Raw genomic sequence first — 18,282 nt, 5'->3', positions numbered from 1 at the left:
TAAAATTAGCAATCAATATTTTGAAATTAAATGAAAAATTTCTTTTTTTACGCCGGATAATGTTACGCGTTAGTAACGAAATTTGCCAATAAATTGCTGAATATTCCCCTGCAAAAACAATGGGATATACTACAATCGTCAGCGCTGACAGAGAAAAAATAAAAACAAAAAAATGAAAGGAGATGAAAGTATGGCAACAAAATTAAGTGCAGGGGAAAAAGTTAGAATAGGGTTTGACTATGGATTAGACGCAAACGGAAAAAAGATTATTAAAAGAAAATCATTTACCATAATGCCAGGAGCAACAGATGATCAGGTTTACACAGCATCAAACAACTTTGCATCATTATGTGAAAAACCATTACTTAAAATTGAAAAAATAGAAAATTACGAATTACAGGCTTAATGGAGGTGATGTGGCATGGCAAAAAAATTAAGAATGTCATTTGTAAATAGTACAGACGGAAAAAGAAAAACAATTTATCTCAATGATCCAAAAGCAGACTTAACAGATACAGAAGTACAAAATGCAATGGACTCATTTGTTGGAGTATTTATTCCTTCAGGATACGAAAAAGACAGCGCAACAATAGTTGATACAACAACCAATGAACTCTTTGATTTAATTCAATAACATACAACCGGGCATTAAAAGCCCGGTTGTTTTAAAAAATACCATGAAAGGGGATATGTTATGTGGGATTTTTTAAAAATATTACTCCTGAACATAATGGATCAATTTTTTAAAATGCTAACAGAAATATCAAAAGAAAAGGATAAAGAAAAAATTCAGGAATTAAAAGAATTACAGAAAAATTTCAACAAAGAGCTCGATAAACAGCTAAAATTACTATCTGCAGAACTTGACGAAAAATTAGAAGAAATAAAAGATGAAATAGAAGAAATTGAAAATTAAAATCATAAAAATTAAAAATAACATTCAAAAAATTGACTCAAAAAATTAAAAAACACCTCTTTACATCAGCTCTATTTTGTAGTAAAATATATCTGTAAAAAAACAAAAAAGTAGAAAAAGGAGGATGGGGATAGTGATAACCATACCCTATTTTTGTCAAAAATATAATTTTGATCCTGATCTACTTAGAAAGCTTGTAAAATACCTTAATGTTCAACCTATAACAGGAGACCTTCAAACGCGCGGCATGCGCTTTTACAATGAAAAAGACCTATTCCATATTTACAACACATTTATAAACACATTCCCCAAAAACTTACAACAATAATCAAACAAATACAGGATGGGGATTAAAAAACCGTGGATTAGTTTCTAATTCTTATTAGAACAATCCACGGTGATTTTTATATAGTTTCTACTTTTACAATTGATGTTTGAGGTTTTTGTACAGATTAATTGAGACGATGATTCTTGAAGAACCAAAAATTACAATTCTAGAAGTTCTTTCAACCACTGAAAACATTCTAAATTTTTTGGCGATGAAATATTGTGTGTAATTTTATTTTTGTATTATAATTTGTATTATAATAAGTTATTGAAACTTTTCTGTATTTATTTTTGTTGGGCAAATTCATAACTTATTTTTAAACCTAGTATTATAAAATTGAATAAAATAATTCCTAATTTCTTTATCAACTAAAATAACAAAAACTATGTATATTAAACTTCCCACAAAAACTTGAATTATATTAGTGATTATAGAAACTCCCATTTTGTTTCCTATAAATCTTACAACTATTATTGTGAAAATAGAAAATACTAAATAATACCAGTTATTTTTTATTAAATTCAAGACGTTTAAGTATTTAGAAACAAATAAATATAAAATTATGGTTATAGAACATTCTGCTATTACTGAAGCTAAGGAAACACCAATTGCTTGATATTTTGGAATCAAAAATAAATTTAGAGTAAAATTAATTCCTGCCCCTATAAATAAGGCTAAAGTTAATTTGTTTTCTTCTCCTATTGATAACAAAAATTGATGTCCTGCAGTTGTTCCAAGCGCAATTGCTATTATAATAGGAGATATAATTTGAATTAATTTTATAGTTGCAAAAAAATTATTTCCAAAAAACCAAGGTATAAATTCTGGAACAACTGAATACATCATAGAGAAAAGATAAAAAGAAAGAAAAGTAGCAAATTTAAAAGATTTGTAAAAATATATTTTAACAGAATTAATATCATTATTTTTAAATTCTGCAGCCATTCTCACCATTATTATAGGTGTAATACTTGTAATAATAGCTAATGGAATTCTCACTAATTTTTGTGAATAATCATAATATCCAACTTGTGTTTTAGTACTAAAAATACCTAACATCAATTTATCAAGCATAGAATAAATAGATATTGCAATTGTTGGAAGAAATACTTTTATCACTCGTGGAAAATAACTATAAGCTTTTTTAATATGTGGTTTTACAAAAATAATATATTTTTTTATAAATCCCCATAAAGAAATATTAGCAATCACAGGCGTCAAAGAATTTATCAAAAAATACTTCCATAAATCACTTTGCTCCTTTATCAAAGTAAAAAGTAAAATTATGGATATAATTCTGACAACAAAATTTCTCAAAGCAATCTTTCCAAATTCTTCTTGAGAAGAAAACAACCATGTTATATCAAACATATATGAAAAAAACAATAAAGATTGTATGAAATAATAACTTATATATTCAGGTTTTTTTATAAATAAATATAAATAAAATAAAGATAATGAAGCAGAAATATTTATAAAATTTAGTAATACAAGATTCCAAAAAATTTGACTTCGTTTTTTGATATCATTTTTATAATAAGCTAATTCTCTAGAGGCAAAAAGATTTATACTAAAACTTCCAAATAATATAAAATAATTAACAACCGTATTTATAAAAGCATATATTCCTACTTTTTCTGGTCCAAATATTCTTGCAATATAAGGTGCCGTAATTAAAGGAGCTATTATAGAAAAAATTTGATATGATAAATTATAAAAATAATTTTTTTTAATAGACTTTCCCATTAAAATTCTCCTTTATAAAATCTTCAATAAACAAAAATAAAATTTAATATTTTTTTATATAAAAATTAATTCTAAGTAATAAAGTATATAATTTTATTGATTTACTATATAAAAAAGATCTAAATTTTATTCTTTTTTTATCACCAATATAATATGGGATTATTTTTAATGTAATATCAAATAAGTTATTATATTCTTTTTTTATTATCGAAAAAAAAGATTTGCTTTCTTTATTTTTTAAAAAGCTATAATATAATAAATCATAATTTTGAAAAAAATGTTCAATAAGAAGATCATATTTTAAATATTTAATAATTTTTTTGAATTTGTTGTTGTTTACTTTTTCCATATATTCTGCTGTTCTTAGAAATGCATATATATTATCAAATCTCCTAATATTATAGGATTTTGTTATTGAATTTTTTCTTTGAAGATAATAAGAAAGAACTGAATTAATAAAAAAACCCCTTTTTGCATGAGTTAAAGATTTAAAAATAAATTCTAAATCTTCACCATAAATGCAATTTTCAAAAAACTTTAAATTATTTTGTAATAAAAAGTCCTTTTTATATATTATACTTCCTGTCCAAATCCATAAATTTTTATTTATCAAAATTTCATTAAGAATATTTAATCCATCGAGCATAGAAGAATTTTTTGGAAAAGTATAAACATCATCATATTTTAACACAATATTATTTTTCTCATCGACAATATCATATTTCCAGAATATAATATCGTAATCGTCATAATTGAAAGTTTTAAAAATTTTTTCCAAAAAATCAGTAGCAATATAATCATCACCATCTAAAAACATAACATATTTACCAGAAGCTTTTTTCAAACCAAAATTTCTGGCAGAACTAACTCCACCATTTTGTTTTTTAAAAATTTTATAATTAATATTGTTTTTTTTAGATAATAAATTTAAAGCACGATCATAAGTTTTATCTTTAGAACCATCATCTACAACAATAATTTCAAATAAATCTAAATAATTATCATTTTGATTAATTATAGAATTTAACGTATTTTCGATATAATTTTCTAAGTTATAAGCAGGAATTATTATTGATAAATCCATTAGACTCCTCCCTAAGGAAATTTTTTATTAACAATTTTTATTTGAAATATCTTTCAATATATTTAAAAAATTTTTACAGACTAATTCTTCAGAAAATTTCTTTGCAGTTTCTTTTATTTTATCTCTTGATGCTATTTTTATTTTATCAGTTATTACTTTAGAAAGTAAGTTTACAAAATCATCTAAATTTCCTTCTTCAAATAAATAACCGTTTACACCATTAATAATTATATCCTCTGGCCCTGTTTTACAATTTGATGAAATAACAGGTATTCCATTTGATATAGCTTCAATAAGAACCATAGGTAATCCTTCAGATTTTGAAGTTAATAACAATGCAGAAACACCTTCATTCTCTAAAATAGAGTAAGGATCTTTTTGAAATCCATACCACTCAATTTTAGAATCTATTTTAAGTTTTTTAGCAATTTTTTTTAATTTTCTTTCATCAGGTCCTGTTCCAATAATTTTTAATTTCCATTTCTTTTTTATTAAAGATAATCCTTTAAACATAAAACTTAAATTTTTAACTTTATCATCAAGTCTTCCAATATAAGTAAATATAGGTGTTTTAGATTTTTTTATGATTCTGTTATTATTAACAGAACTGGGATTAAAGATTGTATAAACTTTTGAATAAGGATCATATGATTGTATATAATTTTTAATTCCTGTAGAAATAGCAAAATGTGCATCAGCTTTTTTAATATTATTAATAAGAATTCTTTCCAATAATATTCTTCTGAATATATCTTTTTCAAATCTTTTTACATAAAAATTTAAATCTCCATGGTCCCAATAAATAATTTTAGTATTGATGAAAAATTCATTTCTTATTTTATAAATAGTATTAATGTAAAAAGGATTGGTTACTAATATAATATCTGGTTCTTCTTTATGATATTTTTTAAAATAAAGTTTTGTACTGTTAAAATTTAACAAAAATTCTGTATTCAGAATAAAATTTTTCATTAATTTAGAATAATAGAAAAACTTGTAAATATATTTACTGTTATAATCAGAAAATTTTTCAATATTAAATTTAGAAAAATCTTTAATTATTTCAAACTTTTGATTGTGAGATAACGAAATTAAAAAATAAAAAGTAAAATCATCTAAATTATTTTTTAGATAATTAAAAATAGTTAAAATTACTTTTTCATATCCACCATAAACATTAAATTTTTTATTTCCAACTAAAACTATTTTCAACCTATAAAACCTCCTAAATAATTGCACTTACCCAAAATCAGCAGACAGCCTAAGTTTAACTAAAAAAATAGTATTTTAAGATATGTTGCTTTTTTAACAATTTTAGAATTTCCTCTTCTTTTTTTGTTGTAGAATGATTCTATATATTTAAAAATTTTCATTTTTGCTCTTCAGAGCTTTTATAGTTTTTTACATATATTTCTTCTTTTTTATTATTGAATGGAATGATTCTATTTTTGGATTTTAATCGTGATTTGCCATAAAAAAATACTATCAACTTTCTCATTATCCCCAATCATCATAGAATTTCTTAAATCAATCCTATAATCTTCACAAGCTTTTAATATCATTCCTGGATTTGGTTTTCTTGCTAATGAATATTTTTTGTATTTTTCTATAGTTCCTTCTGGATGATATGGACAATAGTAATAATCGTCTATTGTTATTCCTTTTTTTCTATAATATTCTATTATATATTCTGTTGTTTTTATTGATTCTTCTTCTGTAAATTTTCCTTTAGCTATACCAGCTTGATTTGTTATTATTATTACGTATTTTCCTTCTTCTTTTGCTTTTTTTATTATATCAAATGTTTTGTCTATAAATTTTAAATTCGTTCCGTGAATATATCCTGGATCCTCTATTATTGTTCCATCTCTATCTATAAATAATGCTGGTTTTCTTTCTTTTTTTATCCATTCTGGAATTATTTTTTGTGCTTTTTGATAATCTTCTGGTATTCCTATATCTATAAATTTTCCACCTGTTGGTAATCCATATAAATTACCTTCTTTTATTAATTCAGGAAATATATTGGTTTCTATTGAGATTTTCTGATTTTTGTATTGTTCATAATATTTTTTTAAAGTATCTTTTTTGAAATAATATATTCCACCGTTTATATATCCATCTATTCTATTTTCTGGTAATTTACCTTTTTCAATAAAATTTGTTATTTTATAATTTTCATCTATTTCAACAAATCCATATCTTGAGATATCTTCACTAAATCTCAAAACTATTAATGCATCTGCTTTTTTTTTATTTATGAAATCGAACAATATCTCATATTGAATATCAAAAAATGTATCACCATTTAATAATATAAATTCTTCGTCTAATTTATTCCATGCATTAAATACTGCTCCACCTGTTCCTAAGGGTTCTTGTTCCTTTGAATATTCTATTTTTATTCCAAATTCTTTTCCATCTTTGAAATAATCTTCTATTATTTCACCTTTATATCCTGTTAGTAATAATACTTTTTCAAATCCATTTTCTTTTAATATGTTTATTTGATATTCTAAAAAAGGTTTATCTCCAATTAATGCCATTGGTTTAGGAATATCTTTTACAACACTTTTTAATCTTGTTCCTAATCCTCCAGCTAATATTACAGCTTGTTTTATCATTATTTTTCCTCTCCGAATATTTCTTTTTCTACTATTTCACAGATTATATGACCTATTGTTATATGTGATTCTTGTATTCTTGGTGTATCATTTGATGGAATATTTATCAGTATATCTGCATATTCTTTCATTTTTCCACCAGTTTCTCCTGTAAAGGCTATTATTTTTATATTATTTTCTTTTGCATATTTAAATGCTTCTATTATATTTTTTGAATTTCCACTTGTGCTTATTCCAACTATTATATCACCATTTTTTGCAATCCCCTCTAACTGTCTAACAAATACTTCATCATATCCAAAATCGTTTCCTATTGCGGTTAATACTGAAGTATTAACTGTTAAAGATATCGCTGGCATTGGTTTTCTATTTAGATAAAATTTCCCCATTAATTCTGCTGCTAAATGCTGAGCATCTGCTGCACTTCCGCCATTTCCACAAAAGATTACTTTGTTTCCTTTTTTTATTGTATCTGTTATTATTTTACTTGCTGATTCTATTTTTTTTAATAATTTTTCATTTTCCAATATTTTATTTTTTATTTCTACTGATTGTTTGATTCTTTCTTTTATTAGATTTTCCATTTTTATTTCCTACCTTTCTACTTTCCAGGTATGTAATCCTTTATCTTCAAAGGTATAGTTTATTATTTCCGCTCCTTCATTTTTTAATGTTTTTATTACTTCATATCTTTTATCTATATCTGCAAAGAAGAACATGAATCCTCCTCCACCTGCTCCGGATATTTTTCCACCTAATGCACCAGCTTTTTTTGCTTCTTCATATATTCTGTCAATTTTTTCATTTGTTATTCCATCTGCCATTTGTTTTTTATAATTCCATGCTTTATCCATTAATAATCCAAATTTACCTAATTTTCCTATTACCAAAGCATTTTTCATTTCAACAGCTATTTCTTTTATTTCATGCATTGCTTCAACTGATTTTTTATTTTTGCTTTTTACATTTTTTATTTGCTTTTCAAGTATTTCTGATGAATTATGACTTCCACCTACATATGCAATTACTAAACTATGATTTAATTCATTTATTATTTCTTCCCTTAATTTTAATGGATTTACTATTGTTTTGGAATCATAAAATTCCATGAAGTTAAATCCACCAAATGCTGCTGCATATTGATCTTGTCTTCCACCTCTTATTCTTAAGTCTATTCTTTCTATTTTAAATGCAAGTTCTGCAATATCATATGGAGTTAATGGTAAATTCAGCCATTCTTGAAATGCGCCTATTAATGCAACACATATTGCTGATGATGAACCTAATCCAGAACCAGGAGGTGCATCGTTTTGAATATATAATTCAAATCCTTGATTTATGTTATAATTTTCTTTCATATAATTGATTACACCTTTTATTAAATCTAATTGACCATCATATGCTAAAAATTGGTCTATATCAAATTTTATTGTTTTATCATAATCAATACTTTTTATAATAATATCTTTATTTTCTGTTGGTTTTAAGGTTACTGTGGCATATCTATTTATTGTTGTATTAATTACATATCCTCCATATTTATCACAATATGGTGAAACATCTGTTCCACCACCTCCAAAGCTTATTCTTAATGGAACTCGGGATCGGATTTGCATTTTACTCATTCATCTCCTTATTATAGATAAGGGTATCTAAAATACGCTTTAAATTTTCTGAAAAATATTCTATAGAATATTTTTCAGAAAATGTATTATATGCTTCATATGATAACTCGGCATAATTATTTTCTATTAAATTTAACAAGAAAGAAAAATTATCCAAAAAATCTTCTATATCATTATCATTAAAAAGTTTAATAAAGTTTATGTTTTTTAAATTTTCTATAATATAATCATATCCTATTATAGAATGATAACTAGATAATATTGGAAGTCCATAAGACATGGCTTCTGCTATTTTAGTTTTCATTCCACTTCCTTTAAAAACAGGTGATATATAAATATCGCTAGACAAAAAGATTTTTGACATTTCCTCATCATTTAAATTATTATAAATTTCTATATTTTTTGATTTTTTAATATTTAATTTATTTGCATTTCTACCTGCAAAAATTAAAATAAATTTATACTTTTTATTTATATTGGGTATTTTATTAAAAACCTTTAGAAGAAAATTTGCAGCTTCAATATTCGGTTTATAATCAAAACTTCCAGTAAATAAAATTCGTAATTCTTTATTATATATGATATTTTTAATTTTTTTATGTAAATTAACTTCTATTTTTTTTAACGAAACCTTTTGTTTTTGGGCATGAGGCACTATAAAAGATTTTTCTTTAAACAATAATTCTTTATCTAAAGAATAAAACTGTATAATTTCATCCCTATCTAACTTTGTCAAAAATAAAATAATATCACTATAATAAAGGGATAAATATTCATTTTTTTTCACATTTAACATTTCAATTGGTTGTATAATTTTTAAGAAAAATTTATTATTATAATATATTTTAGAATATTTATATTCAAAATTTTCAACTTGAACAATTATTTTTTTATTTCTAAATATGCTTTTTACATTTTTTACAATTGACCCAAATCTAGTTCCTTGAAAAAAAAGAATATCGTACTCATCTATAATTTTTTTAATTTTTTCCCAATATAAATTTAAAAATGTTGCTTCACCATAAATTTTACTTTTTAAATTTATAAACTTATTATTTTTAAAAAAATAAATTTTTTTAAGCTTATGGAAAAATATAGGACATTTACTTGTATTAATTTCTTCCCTATTAATCAATCCAATCTCATCAATAAAATCTATATTATTTAGCCCTTCTATTATTTTTCGTAACCCTAACCCTCCACCAGAAAACTCACATAAATAGTTAGAACTAATAATTAAAATTTTCATTATTAACCCCTTTCAATTAACTAAAATACTATATTTTTATATGGATAATAAAAAATTTTATTTGCAACTAAAATAGTAACATAAAATCTAATAAGTAAATATAACAATATTAAAGTAGATATAAATTTTGATAAATTCTGATGTTTAATAGAATTTTTGTTAAAAAAAGTTTTTGCTATAGGTTCAGATAATGTAGAAAAGAAAAAAATATCTGCATATCTAAAATATAAAATGCCTCTTCCGGCAATATTTCGAGCTATAAACATAAAAAATATATAAAATATAGAACCAAAAATATACATAATAAAGAAAAATTTAGATATTTTATTACAGGTATAATTTTTTCTAACAAGAAAAATTATTATTAAAATAATGACTCTTTCAAAGATTAAAATAAAATTTCTTAATGAATAATTTAATATTGAGTTTATAGAAGAATTACCTCGATAAGAAATTATATATTTTTTTATCAGATTAGAATTTCCAAATGAAAGAGTAAATATTGGTGTTTCGAATATGCCATAAATTAATATAAAAAAAATGATTAAAATTAAAACTCCTTTTTTAAAAGAAATTGTTAGAAAAGTATTCTTTTTATCTGATGTATAATGATAAATGATATAATTAACCAAAAATAAAATTGCTGAATAATGAAATAAAAATCCTATAATAAAGAAAATTAAAGATAGTATTTTTTTATTTTTTAATAAATAAAACAAGGATACAGTTGAAAAGAAAAAAGATATTTGTTGTCGAATTCCGCCCATATAATATGAAAATGTATATAAATAAACCGATAAAAACAAAATAGATTTATTATAATACATGTTTGTCATACTTAAGATTTTATCTATGATTAAGATCAAAAAAACGAAATTTATAGAAATACAAAACAAATAAAAATTAAAGTTTGAATTTATATTTTTTATTAAAATGGAAAACACTTTAAAAAGTGGCTCAAAATAAAAGCTATAATAATTATCATTGGTAATTTTATTAAAAAAATCATAATATGCAGTCCAATCAGTTCCTGTTTTATATCTCAAACTAGAAATAAACACAAATATACTACTTCCAAAAAATAAAACTGCTTTTTTGTAATAATTTTTAGCATAATATTTTTTATAAATAAAAGAATTTAATAAAATTACGATAATACTAGGGATTAAATAAATCATTCTAACCCTCACTTACTTCATTTATTTGTTGAATAAATCTTTTTTTAACACTATTCCAATCTAAATACTCCTTTGCAAATGTATACGCATTTAAAGATATATTTTTAATATTTTGTTTATTTATATATATATTAAGTATTTCCTCGATATAGTCTTCATCGCTTTCAGCAGTTATTACGTGTATCTTAGGTTTTAGCTTGTTAGTAAACAATGCGCGTTTGGTAATTATAGTTGGTGTTGCTGAAGCCAGTCCAGTTAAAAATTTATTTTGAATTCCACTTGCTATTGTCATAGGTAGAATTAATACATCGATATTTAATAATACTTCTGATAAATCTTCGACATAACCCAACAATGATATATTATGATTTTCTTTGCACATATTTATAATATCTTGTGGAGGATTTTTACCTAAAATTATTAATTCGATATTTTTAATTTTATCAGTTATTTTAGGAAAAATATTTTTAATTAATCTTCTTACTGCTATTTGATTAGGATAATAGTCCATTGACCCTAAAAAAGCTATTTTTTTCTTGTAATGATTTTCTTTTGTTTTAATATTTTTAATCTTTGCTTCTCCTATATCAAAAATTTCTTTATCTACTCCATTCCAAAGAATTTTTATTTTACCACTTTTGATATTGTTATTTTTTTCTAATAAGTATTTTTTTTCTGTTTCAGTGGTTATAAAAGCCAAATCTGAAATTTTTACAGCTTCTAATTCGCTTTTCAATACTGAATCTCTCTGCAATTTATAAAATAGTTTTCTAAAAAAAGAGACATCTTTTGCTTCCTTCATATGCAAAGATATAGCATCAATAAGATCAACTATCTTTTTAATATGAATCAATCTTTTGTCTGTAAAAAAAGATGTCAAATAAAAATAGTTAACGTATACAATATCTATATCATTTTCTAGTATATAATTAATTACATAATCATTAAATTTTCCACCATATAAATTCTTATAATAATTTGCTCCAAATGTTAAAGTTTTGAGAAAAGAAAAAATTTTCTTTTGTTTTTTTAAATTAAACACAGAGATTTTTTTTATGTCAAAACTTTCTTTCATTATATATTCGTTTTCTTTGTTTCCAATATACAATAAATGAACTTCATACTCTTTAGTTAATGCATCTAAAGTATTTGAAAATCTTATAGATAATCCGTCTTTTTTAGTTGGATTAAATTCACGAGTTATATACAAAAGTTTTTTTTTCATTTATTACTCCTCTCAATCTTTTCCAAAACTCTCCCAATCCCTTCACTTAATTCCACACTATGCTTCCAACCTAATTCATGAAGTTTTGAAACATCAAGCAACTTTCTTGGTGTTCCATCTGGTTTTGTTGTGTCGTGGATTATTTTTCCAGTGTATCCTACTGTTTCTTTTATTAACTCTGCCAATTCTTTTATTGTTATATCTTTTCCTGTTCCTATGTTTACGAAATAATCTGGTGATATTTTTTTCATTTCTTCTGCTTCTATCTTTTCCATTAAATATACACATGCGTCTGCCATGTCTTCTACATATAAAAACTCTCTATATACTTCTCCTGTTCCCCATAAGGTTATACTTTCTTTTGTTATTCCCAATTGTTTTAATGTTTTTATTATTGATTCTTTATTATCTAAATCTATTGTTTTATCTAATCCAAATCCTAATGGATATTTTTTTATGTTTTCTTTTATTTTTTCATAGTTTTCTTCTTCTAATTGTTTCCCTAAATAGAATTTTCTTATTAATGCTGGTAATACATGTGATGTTTCTAGGTTGAAGTTGTCATTTGGTCCATATAGATTTGTTGGCATTACGCTCATGAAGTTTGTTCCATATTGTTCGTTGAAATATCTTACCATTTTTATTGCTGATATTTTTGCTATTGCATATGGTTCGTTTGTTGGTTCTAGTTCTCCTGTTAATAGATATTCTTCTTTCATTGGTTGTTTTGCATATTTTGGATATATACATGATGAGCCAAGATTTAGTAGTTTTTTTACTCCATATTTATATGATGCTTCTATTACGTTTGCTGCTATCATTATGTTTTGATATATAAAATCTGCTTTGTATGTGTCATTTGCAAGTATCCCTCCTACTTTTGCTGCTGCTAGGAATACGTATTCTGGTTTTTCTTTTTCAAAGAATTCTTTTGTAGCTTTTTGGTCTGTTAAATCTAATTCTTTATGTGTTCTTGTTATTATGTTTGTATATCCTTTTTCTTTTAGTTTTTTCATTATTGCCGATCCTACTAATCCCCTATGACCAGCTACGTATATTTTTGCATGTTTTTCCAACTCATTCATCCCCTTAGTTTATTTTAGTTGTTATTGATTATTATTTGTTATTTTTTCTATTTTTTATTTTGTTATTATTCTTTTATCCATTCGTTTCTGTGCTTTTCTTTTATTGCCAATCCTAAATCATATTCTGTCATTATTTTTACCAATTCTTCAAAGCTTGTTTCTGGTTTCCAGTCTAATTGTTTTTTTGCTTTTGTTGGATCTCCAAGTAATATATCTACTTCTGTTGGCCTGAAGTATTTTGGATCTACTGCTATTATTTCCTGTCCTTCTTTTAGATGTTCTGTATTTATTTCAAATTCTTTTAAATCTGGATGTTTTTCTTTTAGTTTCTCTATTATTTCTTTTGTTTTGTTTCTATCTATTTTTTTGATTATTCCCTTTTCGTTTATTCCTTCGCCTTGCCATTTTATTTCTATTCCAAGGTTTTCAAATGTTTTTTCACAGAATTCCCTTACTTCATGTGTTTCTCCTGTGGCTAATACATAATCATCTGGTCTTTCTTGTTGTAGTATCATCCACATTCCTTTTACATAATCTTTTGCATATCCCCAGTCTCTTTTGGCACTTAAATTACCAAGGTATAGTTTTTTCTGATTTCCTACTAATATCCTTGTTGCTGCTCTTGTTATTTTTCTTGTTACAAATGTTTCTCCTCTTCTTTCTGACTCATGATTAAATAGTATTCCATTACATGCAAACATGTTATATGCTTCTCTGTAATTTACTGTTATCCAATATGCATATAATTTCGCTGCTGCATATGGACTTCTTGGATAAAAAGGTGTTTTTTCGTTTTGAGGGATTTCCTGTACTTTTCCATATAATTCAGATGTACTTGCTTGATAGAACTTTACTTTTTTTTCTAATCCAAGTAAATGTATTGCTTCTAATATTCTTAATGTTCCAAGAGCATCTGAATTTGCTGTATATTCTGGTAATTCAAAACTTACTTTTACATGACTTTGTGCTGCTAAATTATATATTTCATCTGGTTGAATTTGTTGTATTAATCTTATTATATTTGTTGAGTCCGTTAAGTCATTATAATGAAGAAATAATTTTGTATTTTTTTCATGTGGGTCTTTATATAAATGGTCTATTCTTTTTGTATTGAAACTACTTGATCTTCTGATAAAGCCATGCACTTCATATCCTTTTTCTAATAAATACTCTGCTAGATAGCTTCCATCCTGTCCTGTTATTCCGGTTATTATTGCGGTTTTCATATGATCTCTCCTTTATTGTTTATCTTAAGCCATGAATCATAAATTAAATCTATATTTTTTATATTTTTGTTAATCCATTTCGAAGGTGAAATTACTATTTCTTTTTTTTCATTTAATTTTACTCCCCACCAACTAAAAGAACTATTTGCAATTATAGAATTTTTACATATAGACATTAAAGCTAAATCTTCAAGAGGATCTTTCCCATATATAATTTTAAATTTTCCTTGAACTTTGCTAAAATTTTGCATTATAAAATTTTTACTCCATTCTTTATCATTACTAAAAATAAAAAATTGAAGATTGCTGAAATAATAATTTTTTAAGAAAAATTTTATTGCTTGTAAATAATAATCTTCTGTACAAATATTACCAAATCTTCTATAATTTTTTTTATTTAAGTAATCTCCTCGTCTAATATGAATAAAAATTGAATTGGATTCTATGATTTCTTCGTATATATTTTTATTATACGCATATCTAAGCAAGTTTTTACCTATTTCTTTAATTATATTTTTTTGTGAATCAACATATTCTTTTTTTTGCCAATATCCATAGAAATATACTTTTTTATTAATATTTATGGACTTTATATTTTTAATTTCAAAATCATTTTCAAAAATATATTTATAATTAAAATCGAAAAAATTAAAAAATTTTTTTATTGGATATGACATTCTATTTAAATATCTTAAATTAAATAATGGATATATTTGTGTATCTTCAAAATTTTCATTTACTAATTTTTTTAATAATAAATTTTGTTTGATATTCCCAAATTCTTTTCTTAGAAACCATTTAAAGTCATAATCTATATCAAACTGGTATTTATTTTTTAAATATTTACTAAAAAAATATTGAAATAATTGATTGCCTAAACCACCAAAAATTTTTATAGTTGCTCTTTTTTTCATTTTAACTCCCTCACGTAATAAGTTATGTATAAATAAGAATTTTTATTGTCAGTTTTAAAATCATCCTATTCAGATTTTTACAATTAAAATTAATAAAATATATGTAGCTAATTTTTAATATTACTTACACTTACCCCAAAATAGTGGACAGTCTAAGTTTAACTAAAAAATAGCATTTTAATGTTACTTTTTTTAACGATTTTAGAGCTTCATCTTCTTTTTCCTGTGAAGTCAGATAATTTATTGAACTGTGTATTCTTTTTCTGTTGTAGAATGATTCTATATATTCAAAGATTCTTATTTTTGCTTCTTCAAAGGTTTTATAGTTTTTTACATATATTTCTTCTTTCTTTATTATTGAATGAAAGGAAAAATGATTTCATGTAATTTTTACTATTTGCTCTTTAAATTCAGCATTATACCTTTTCCCATTTTTACTCATGTGGTCACCTTCTTTCTGGTTTTATTATACTATTCCTTTGTTAACTTTTTGGTGCCCACTTTTAGCGGTCAAATCCAATTAAATCTAATTCTTATATCTAAATATACTTATAAAAAATTTTTTCACCGAATAAAGATATTAATAATGAAAAAAACAATTTAAACAATTTAGGATGCTTTTTTAATAGTTGATATAAAAAGTATACAATTCGTTTTTTATGTGTTTTATCCAGAATAGAAATATTTTTTAATATCAATTCTTCTCTATACAAAAAGCTTAAAGCTTTATAATATTCTTCATTTTTAGGAGAAAGCTTTATCATTGCTCTTACTGTTAAATATGGAATTTTATAATTTTCAATTATATTTAATATTTCTATTATTTTATTATCTTCTTGTTTAATATTATCCAAATATTTTTTTAGTTCCCAAAATATTTTTACAGAATCTATGATCTCTATTCCAACATTTCTTGTGATAGAATTTTGATTTATATAATAATTAGCTAAGGTCATACTTACACTTACTACTTTTTCGCTATTTAATAAAGCTAAAATTTCAAAAAATTGATCTTCTCCATGTTTGTACTCTTCAGGATAAGAAATTTGGTTTTTTATTAATAGATCTTTTTTATATATTGTTGTAATAGTATGTAGCCAAATTTTAGACAACAAAAAATCTTTCACAACATCTTTTCCATTTTTAATACCTTCAAAATATGAATAACTTTCTTCATAATTCCATAATATTTTTCCTTTCTCTGATATTCGTTTGAAACCACAAAATACTATATCACTTTTGGTTTCTTTTATCTTTTTTAACATTATTTTTTGCATATTATTTTCTAACCAATCATCAGAATCAAGAAAATGTACATATTTAGCAGATGCAAGATTCATTCCTATATTTCTTGAAGAAGCAACTCCTTTCTTGGCATTTATTTTTTCTTTTTTAACCATCTTCCATTTAATATTTTTAAAAAAGGATTTTATTATTTCATATGTATTATCAGAGGAATTATCATCTATAATAATAATATTTTTTATAACGGTATAATCTAAGCTTTTTAGTGTCCTTATTATAGTCTTTTGGGAATTATATGTTGGAATAATAACATCTAATTCTTTATTTTTACTTCTTATATCAGTAAATATTAAAACCTTTTTTTTATGTTTTTCTTTCATCTTGCCCCTCTCATTCCTAACATAGTTTCAAGTGTTAATAACATAATCCTAAAGTCTAATAATGAGCTTCTGTTTTTTATATAATAAAGGTCATATTCTGTTTTTTTAATATAATCTTCCAAAGTGGTTGTATGTTTATAATTTATTTGTGCCCAACCTGTTATTCCAGGATTTGTTTTTAGTCTATATAAATAATACGGTATTTGTTTCTTCATTTTTTCGTGAAATTCTATCATTTCTGGTCTAGGACCAACTAGACTCATTGTTCCCTGGATTACATTTATAAACTGCATCGATTCATCTATTCTAAATTTTCTTATTATTTTCCCAACTTTTAATACGCTTTGATCAATTTTTTTATTTGGATTATCTGGATCTATCTTTGTGTTTTTTAATGATCTAAGTTTTTTTAGAATAAATATTTTTTCATTTTTTCCAACGCGTTCTTGTTTGAAGATTATAGGTCTTCCATCCTCTAAAAATATTAAAATTGAAAAAATTAAATTTATTGGGAAAAATAATATAGATAACATTATTCCAAAGGTTACATCAACAATTCTCTTTGCTGGGGACTCTTTTTCTTCATCGAAAATAACAGAGTAATAATATTCAAAGCGCTCTATCACTTCTAAAGGAATTCTTTTTAAATATTTTTCTGCTATGTTTGGCAAATATTCTATAGGAATTCCGGCTTTTTTATATTCTTCCAATTTGTCTTTTACTATTTTTTCTAATTTAGGGTCAGTAACAATTATTGCATCATATTTTGTTTGGTTATTTCTATACGTGAAATTTATTATCTTTTCTATTCGACTTTTTTCCTTTTTTGAGAACCCGTCATTTACTAACTCTTCTAACTTTATCGGAGATGGATTTATGTAATCTATAAATTGTAATTTGTTTAATGTTTTTTGCTGGATTTCGTCTAATATATGCCCTATTTCATTCTTTTTTCCGATAACGAGGTATTTTTTCGGCGAAACATGTTTTTCATATAGTATATATTCAATTTTATGTATTAAAGGAAAAATAACGATTGAAAAAAGAAGGTTATAAATAAATGTATATCTGCACATTTGATTTTCAAAAAAAGGGTAGAATACAAGAAGCATCATAGAACCCATCATGAATCCGGAAAATATTCTTATTATAGATTCATTTAAAGAATTCATTGTATCCAATTCATAGGTTCTAAATGCATAGAAGCCTAAAAATAGGAAAAGGGATATAAATGCGGAGAAGAAATATGAGTATTTCAATAGAAAAACATTAATTAAAAAGAGAATTAAAATATCAATGATCTTAGGTAATTTTTTCATCGGGTACCACCTTTTTAGTATATATTTTGTATATATATATTATACCATAATAACAATACTTTATGAATTTTATATTGACGTTATTTCATAGAAATTTGCGGAGTTTTTAACTCCGCAAATTTATTTTACCATGTTTAT

At 24.0% G+C, this 18,282-nt stretch carries 17 protein-coding genes and 1 pseudogene; 3 read left to right on the top strand and 15 right to left on the bottom strand.

The window, feature by feature from the left end; all coding sequences use genetic code 11:
• Nucleotides 1–190 precede the first annotated feature (190 nt).
• From MARPI_RS06085 to MARPI_RS06075, 3 genes are read left to right on the top strand one after another with little or no spacing between them, the layout of a single operon-like run.
• A complete protein-coding gene (locus MARPI_RS06085; RefSeq protein ID WP_014296716.1) occupies nucleotides 191–406 on the top strand; it encodes a DUF1659 domain-containing protein in 216 nt (71 codons plus the stop codon).
• A gap of 15 nt (nucleotides 407–421) precedes the next feature.
• Nucleotides 422–634, top strand: a complete 213-nt coding sequence (locus MARPI_RS06080; protein ID WP_014296715.1) for a DUF2922 domain-containing protein — start codon at nucleotides 422–424, stop codon at nucleotides 632–634.
• A 60-nt stretch (nucleotides 635–694) separates the two neighbouring features.
• Nucleotides 695–916 (top strand): hypothetical protein, encoded by a 222-nt coding sequence (locus MARPI_RS06075; RefSeq protein ID WP_014296714.1) that lies wholly within the window; start codon nucleotides 695–697, stop codon nucleotides 914–916.
• A 631-nt stretch (nucleotides 917–1,547) separates the two neighbouring features.
• On the opposite strand, the gene MARPI_RS06065 is transcribed toward MARPI_RS06075, so the two are convergent.
• The 15 genes and pseudogenes from MARPI_RS06065 to MARPI_RS06000 all read right to left on the bottom strand — a co-directional run bounded on the left by MARPI_RS06065 (nucleotide 1,548) and on the right by MARPI_RS06000 (nucleotide 18,144).
• Nucleotides 1,548–2,990: an oligosaccharide flippase family protein gene (locus tag MARPI_RS06065; protein ID WP_014296712.1), complete on the bottom strand. Its 1,443-nt coding sequence runs from the start codon at nucleotides 2,988–2,990 to the stop codon at nucleotides 1,548–1,550.
• 43 nt (nucleotides 2,991–3,033) lie between these two features.
• Entirely contained in the window at nucleotides 3,034–4,074 is a 1,041-nt protein-coding gene (locus MARPI_RS06060) for a glycosyltransferase family 2 protein (protein WP_014296711.1), read from the bottom strand.
• A gap of 27 nt (nucleotides 4,075–4,101) precedes the next feature.
• Nucleotides 4,102–5,286 carry a glycosyltransferase gene (locus MARPI_RS10760; RefSeq protein WP_014296710.1) on the bottom strand — a complete coding sequence of 395 codons (1,185 nt, stop codon included), beginning with the start codon at nucleotides 5,284–5,286 and terminating at the stop codon, nucleotides 4,102–4,104.
• A gap of 230 nt (nucleotides 5,287–5,516) precedes the next feature.
• Nucleotides 5,517–6,698: an HAD-IIIA family hydrolase gene (locus tag MARPI_RS10950; RefSeq protein ID WP_014296709.1), complete on the bottom strand. Its 1,182-nt coding sequence runs from the start codon at nucleotides 6,696–6,698 to the stop codon at nucleotides 5,517–5,519.
• The gene (gmhA, locus tag MARPI_RS06045) at nucleotides 6,698–7,282 is read right to left on the bottom strand and encodes a D-sedoheptulose 7-phosphate isomerase (protein ID WP_014296708.1); all 585 of its coding nucleotides are present in this window, start codon (nucleotides 7,280–7,282) and stop codon (nucleotides 6,698–6,700) included. The genes MARPI_RS10950 and gmhA overlap by 1 nt, the downstream gene beginning before the upstream one ends.
• A 9-nt stretch (nucleotides 7,283–7,291) precedes the next feature.
• Nucleotides 7,292–8,314 (bottom strand): GHMP family kinase ATP-binding protein, encoded by a 1,023-nt coding sequence (locus MARPI_RS06040; protein WP_041638941.1) that lies wholly within the window; start codon nucleotides 8,312–8,314, stop codon nucleotides 7,292–7,294.
• Nucleotide 8,315: 1 nt separating this feature from the next.
• On the bottom strand, nucleotides 8,316–9,572 hold the full coding sequence (locus MARPI_RS06035; protein ID WP_014296706.1) for a glycosyltransferase family 4 protein: 1,257 nt from the start codon (nucleotides 9,570–9,572) through the stop codon (nucleotides 8,316–8,318).
• Between the two features lie 20 nt (nucleotides 9,573–9,592).
• On the bottom strand, nucleotides 9,593–10,750 hold the full coding sequence (locus MARPI_RS11400; protein ID WP_014296705.1) for an EpsG family protein: 1,158 nt from the start codon (nucleotides 10,748–10,750) through the stop codon (nucleotides 9,593–9,595).
• 1 nt (nucleotide 10,751) lies between these two features.
• Nucleotides 10,752–11,975 carry a glycosyltransferase family 4 protein gene (locus tag MARPI_RS06025; RefSeq protein WP_014296704.1) on the bottom strand — a complete coding sequence of 408 codons (1,224 nt, stop codon included), beginning with the start codon at nucleotides 11,973–11,975 and terminating at the stop codon, nucleotides 10,752–10,754.
• Complete coding sequence (locus MARPI_RS06020; RefSeq protein WP_014296703.1) at nucleotides 11,972–13,051, bottom strand: GDP-L-fucose synthase family protein; 1,080 nt, start codon at nucleotides 13,049–13,051, stop codon at nucleotides 11,972–11,974. Before MARPI_RS06020 ends, MARPI_RS06025 begins: the two co-directional genes overlap by 4 nt.
• A gap of 74 nt (nucleotides 13,052–13,125) precedes the next feature.
• Nucleotides 13,126–14,286: a GDP-mannose 4,6-dehydratase gene (gene gmd / locus MARPI_RS06015; protein ID WP_014296702.1), complete on the bottom strand. Its 1,161-nt coding sequence runs from the start codon at nucleotides 14,284–14,286 to the stop codon at nucleotides 13,126–13,128.
• Entirely contained in the window at nucleotides 14,283–15,200 is a 918-nt protein-coding gene (locus MARPI_RS06010; protein WP_014296701.1) for an alpha-1,2-fucosyltransferase, read from the bottom strand. The genes gmd and MARPI_RS06010 overlap by 4 nt, the downstream gene beginning before the upstream one ends.
• A gap of 130 nt (nucleotides 15,201–15,330) precedes the next feature.
• Nucleotides 15,331–15,570, bottom strand: a pseudogene (locus MARPI_RS11260) (IS3 family transposase); the annotation flags it as partial.
• Nucleotides 15,571–15,739: 169 nt separating this feature from the next.
• Nucleotides 15,740–16,825 (bottom strand): glycosyltransferase family 2 protein, encoded by a 1,086-nt coding sequence (locus tag MARPI_RS06005; RefSeq protein ID WP_014296700.1) that lies wholly within the window; start codon nucleotides 16,823–16,825, stop codon nucleotides 15,740–15,742.
• Nucleotides 16,822–18,144 (bottom strand): sugar transferase, encoded by a 1,323-nt coding sequence (locus tag MARPI_RS06000; protein WP_014296699.1) that lies wholly within the window; start codon nucleotides 18,142–18,144, stop codon nucleotides 16,822–16,824. The genes MARPI_RS06005 and MARPI_RS06000 overlap by 4 nt, the downstream gene beginning before the upstream one ends.
• Between the last annotated feature and the right edge of the window lie 138 nt (nucleotides 18,145–18,282).

The organism is Marinitoga piezophila KA3 (assembly GCF_000255135.1).
Lineage (GTDB): Bacteria > Thermotogota > Thermotogae > Petrotogales > Petrotogaceae > Marinitoga > Marinitoga piezophila.
This window is presented reverse-complemented; position numbering and strand designations above follow the sequence as displayed.

Excerpts from the sequence above, each read along its gene's own strand:
- MARPI_RS10950 (WP_014296709.1), bottom strand. The coding sequence starts at position 6,698 with ATGATAAAACAAGCTGTAATATTAGCTGGAGGATTAGGAACAAGATTA.
- MARPI_RS06040 (WP_041638941.1), bottom strand. The coding sequence starts at position 8,314 with ATGCAAATCCGATCCCGAGTTCCATTAAGAATAAGCTTTGGAGGTGGT.
- MARPI_RS06060 (WP_014296711.1), bottom strand. The coding sequence starts at position 4,074 with ATGGATTTATCAATAATAATTCCTGCTTATAACTTAGAAAATTATATC.
- MARPI_RS06005 (WP_014296700.1), bottom strand. The coding sequence starts at position 16,825 with ATGAAAGAAAAACATAAAAAAAAGGTTTTAATATTTACTGATATAAGA.
- MARPI_RS11400 (WP_014296705.1), bottom strand. The coding sequence starts at position 10,750 with ATGATTTATTTAATCCCTAGTATTATCGTAATTTTATTAAATTCTTTT.
- gmd (WP_014296702.1), bottom strand. The coding sequence starts at position 14,286 with ATGAAAACCGCAATAATAACCGGAATAACAGGACAGGATGGAAGCTAT.
- gmhA (WP_014296708.1), bottom strand. The coding sequence starts at position 7,282 with ATGGAAAATCTAATAAAAGAAAGAATCAAACAATCAGTAGAAATAAAA.
- MARPI_RS06085 (WP_014296716.1), top strand. The coding sequence starts at position 191 with ATGGCAACAAAATTAAGTGCAGGGGAAAAAGTTAGAATAGGGTTTGAC.
- MARPI_RS06000 (WP_014296699.1), bottom strand. The coding sequence starts at position 18,144 with ATGAAAAAATTACCTAAGATCATTGATATTTTAATTCTCTTTTTAATT.
- MARPI_RS06025 (WP_014296704.1), bottom strand. The coding sequence starts at position 11,975 with ATGAAAAAAAAACTTTTGTATATAACTCGTGAATTTAATCCAACTAAA.
- MARPI_RS06035 (WP_014296706.1), bottom strand. The coding sequence starts at position 9,572 with ATGAAAATTTTAATTATTAGTTCTAACTATTTATGTGAGTTTTCTGGT.
- MARPI_RS06065 (WP_014296712.1), bottom strand. The coding sequence starts at position 2,990 with ATGGGAAAGTCTATTAAAAAAAATTATTTTTATAATTTATCATATCAA.
- MARPI_RS06075 (WP_014296714.1), top strand. The coding sequence starts at position 695 with ATGTGGGATTTTTTAAAAATATTACTCCTGAACATAATGGATCAATTT.
- MARPI_RS06080 (WP_014296715.1), top strand. The coding sequence starts at position 422 with ATGGCAAAAAAATTAAGAATGTCATTTGTAAATAGTACAGACGGAAAA.
- MARPI_RS06010 (WP_014296701.1), bottom strand. The coding sequence starts at position 15,200 with ATGAAAAAAAGAGCAACTATAAAAATTTTTGGTGGTTTAGGCAATCAA.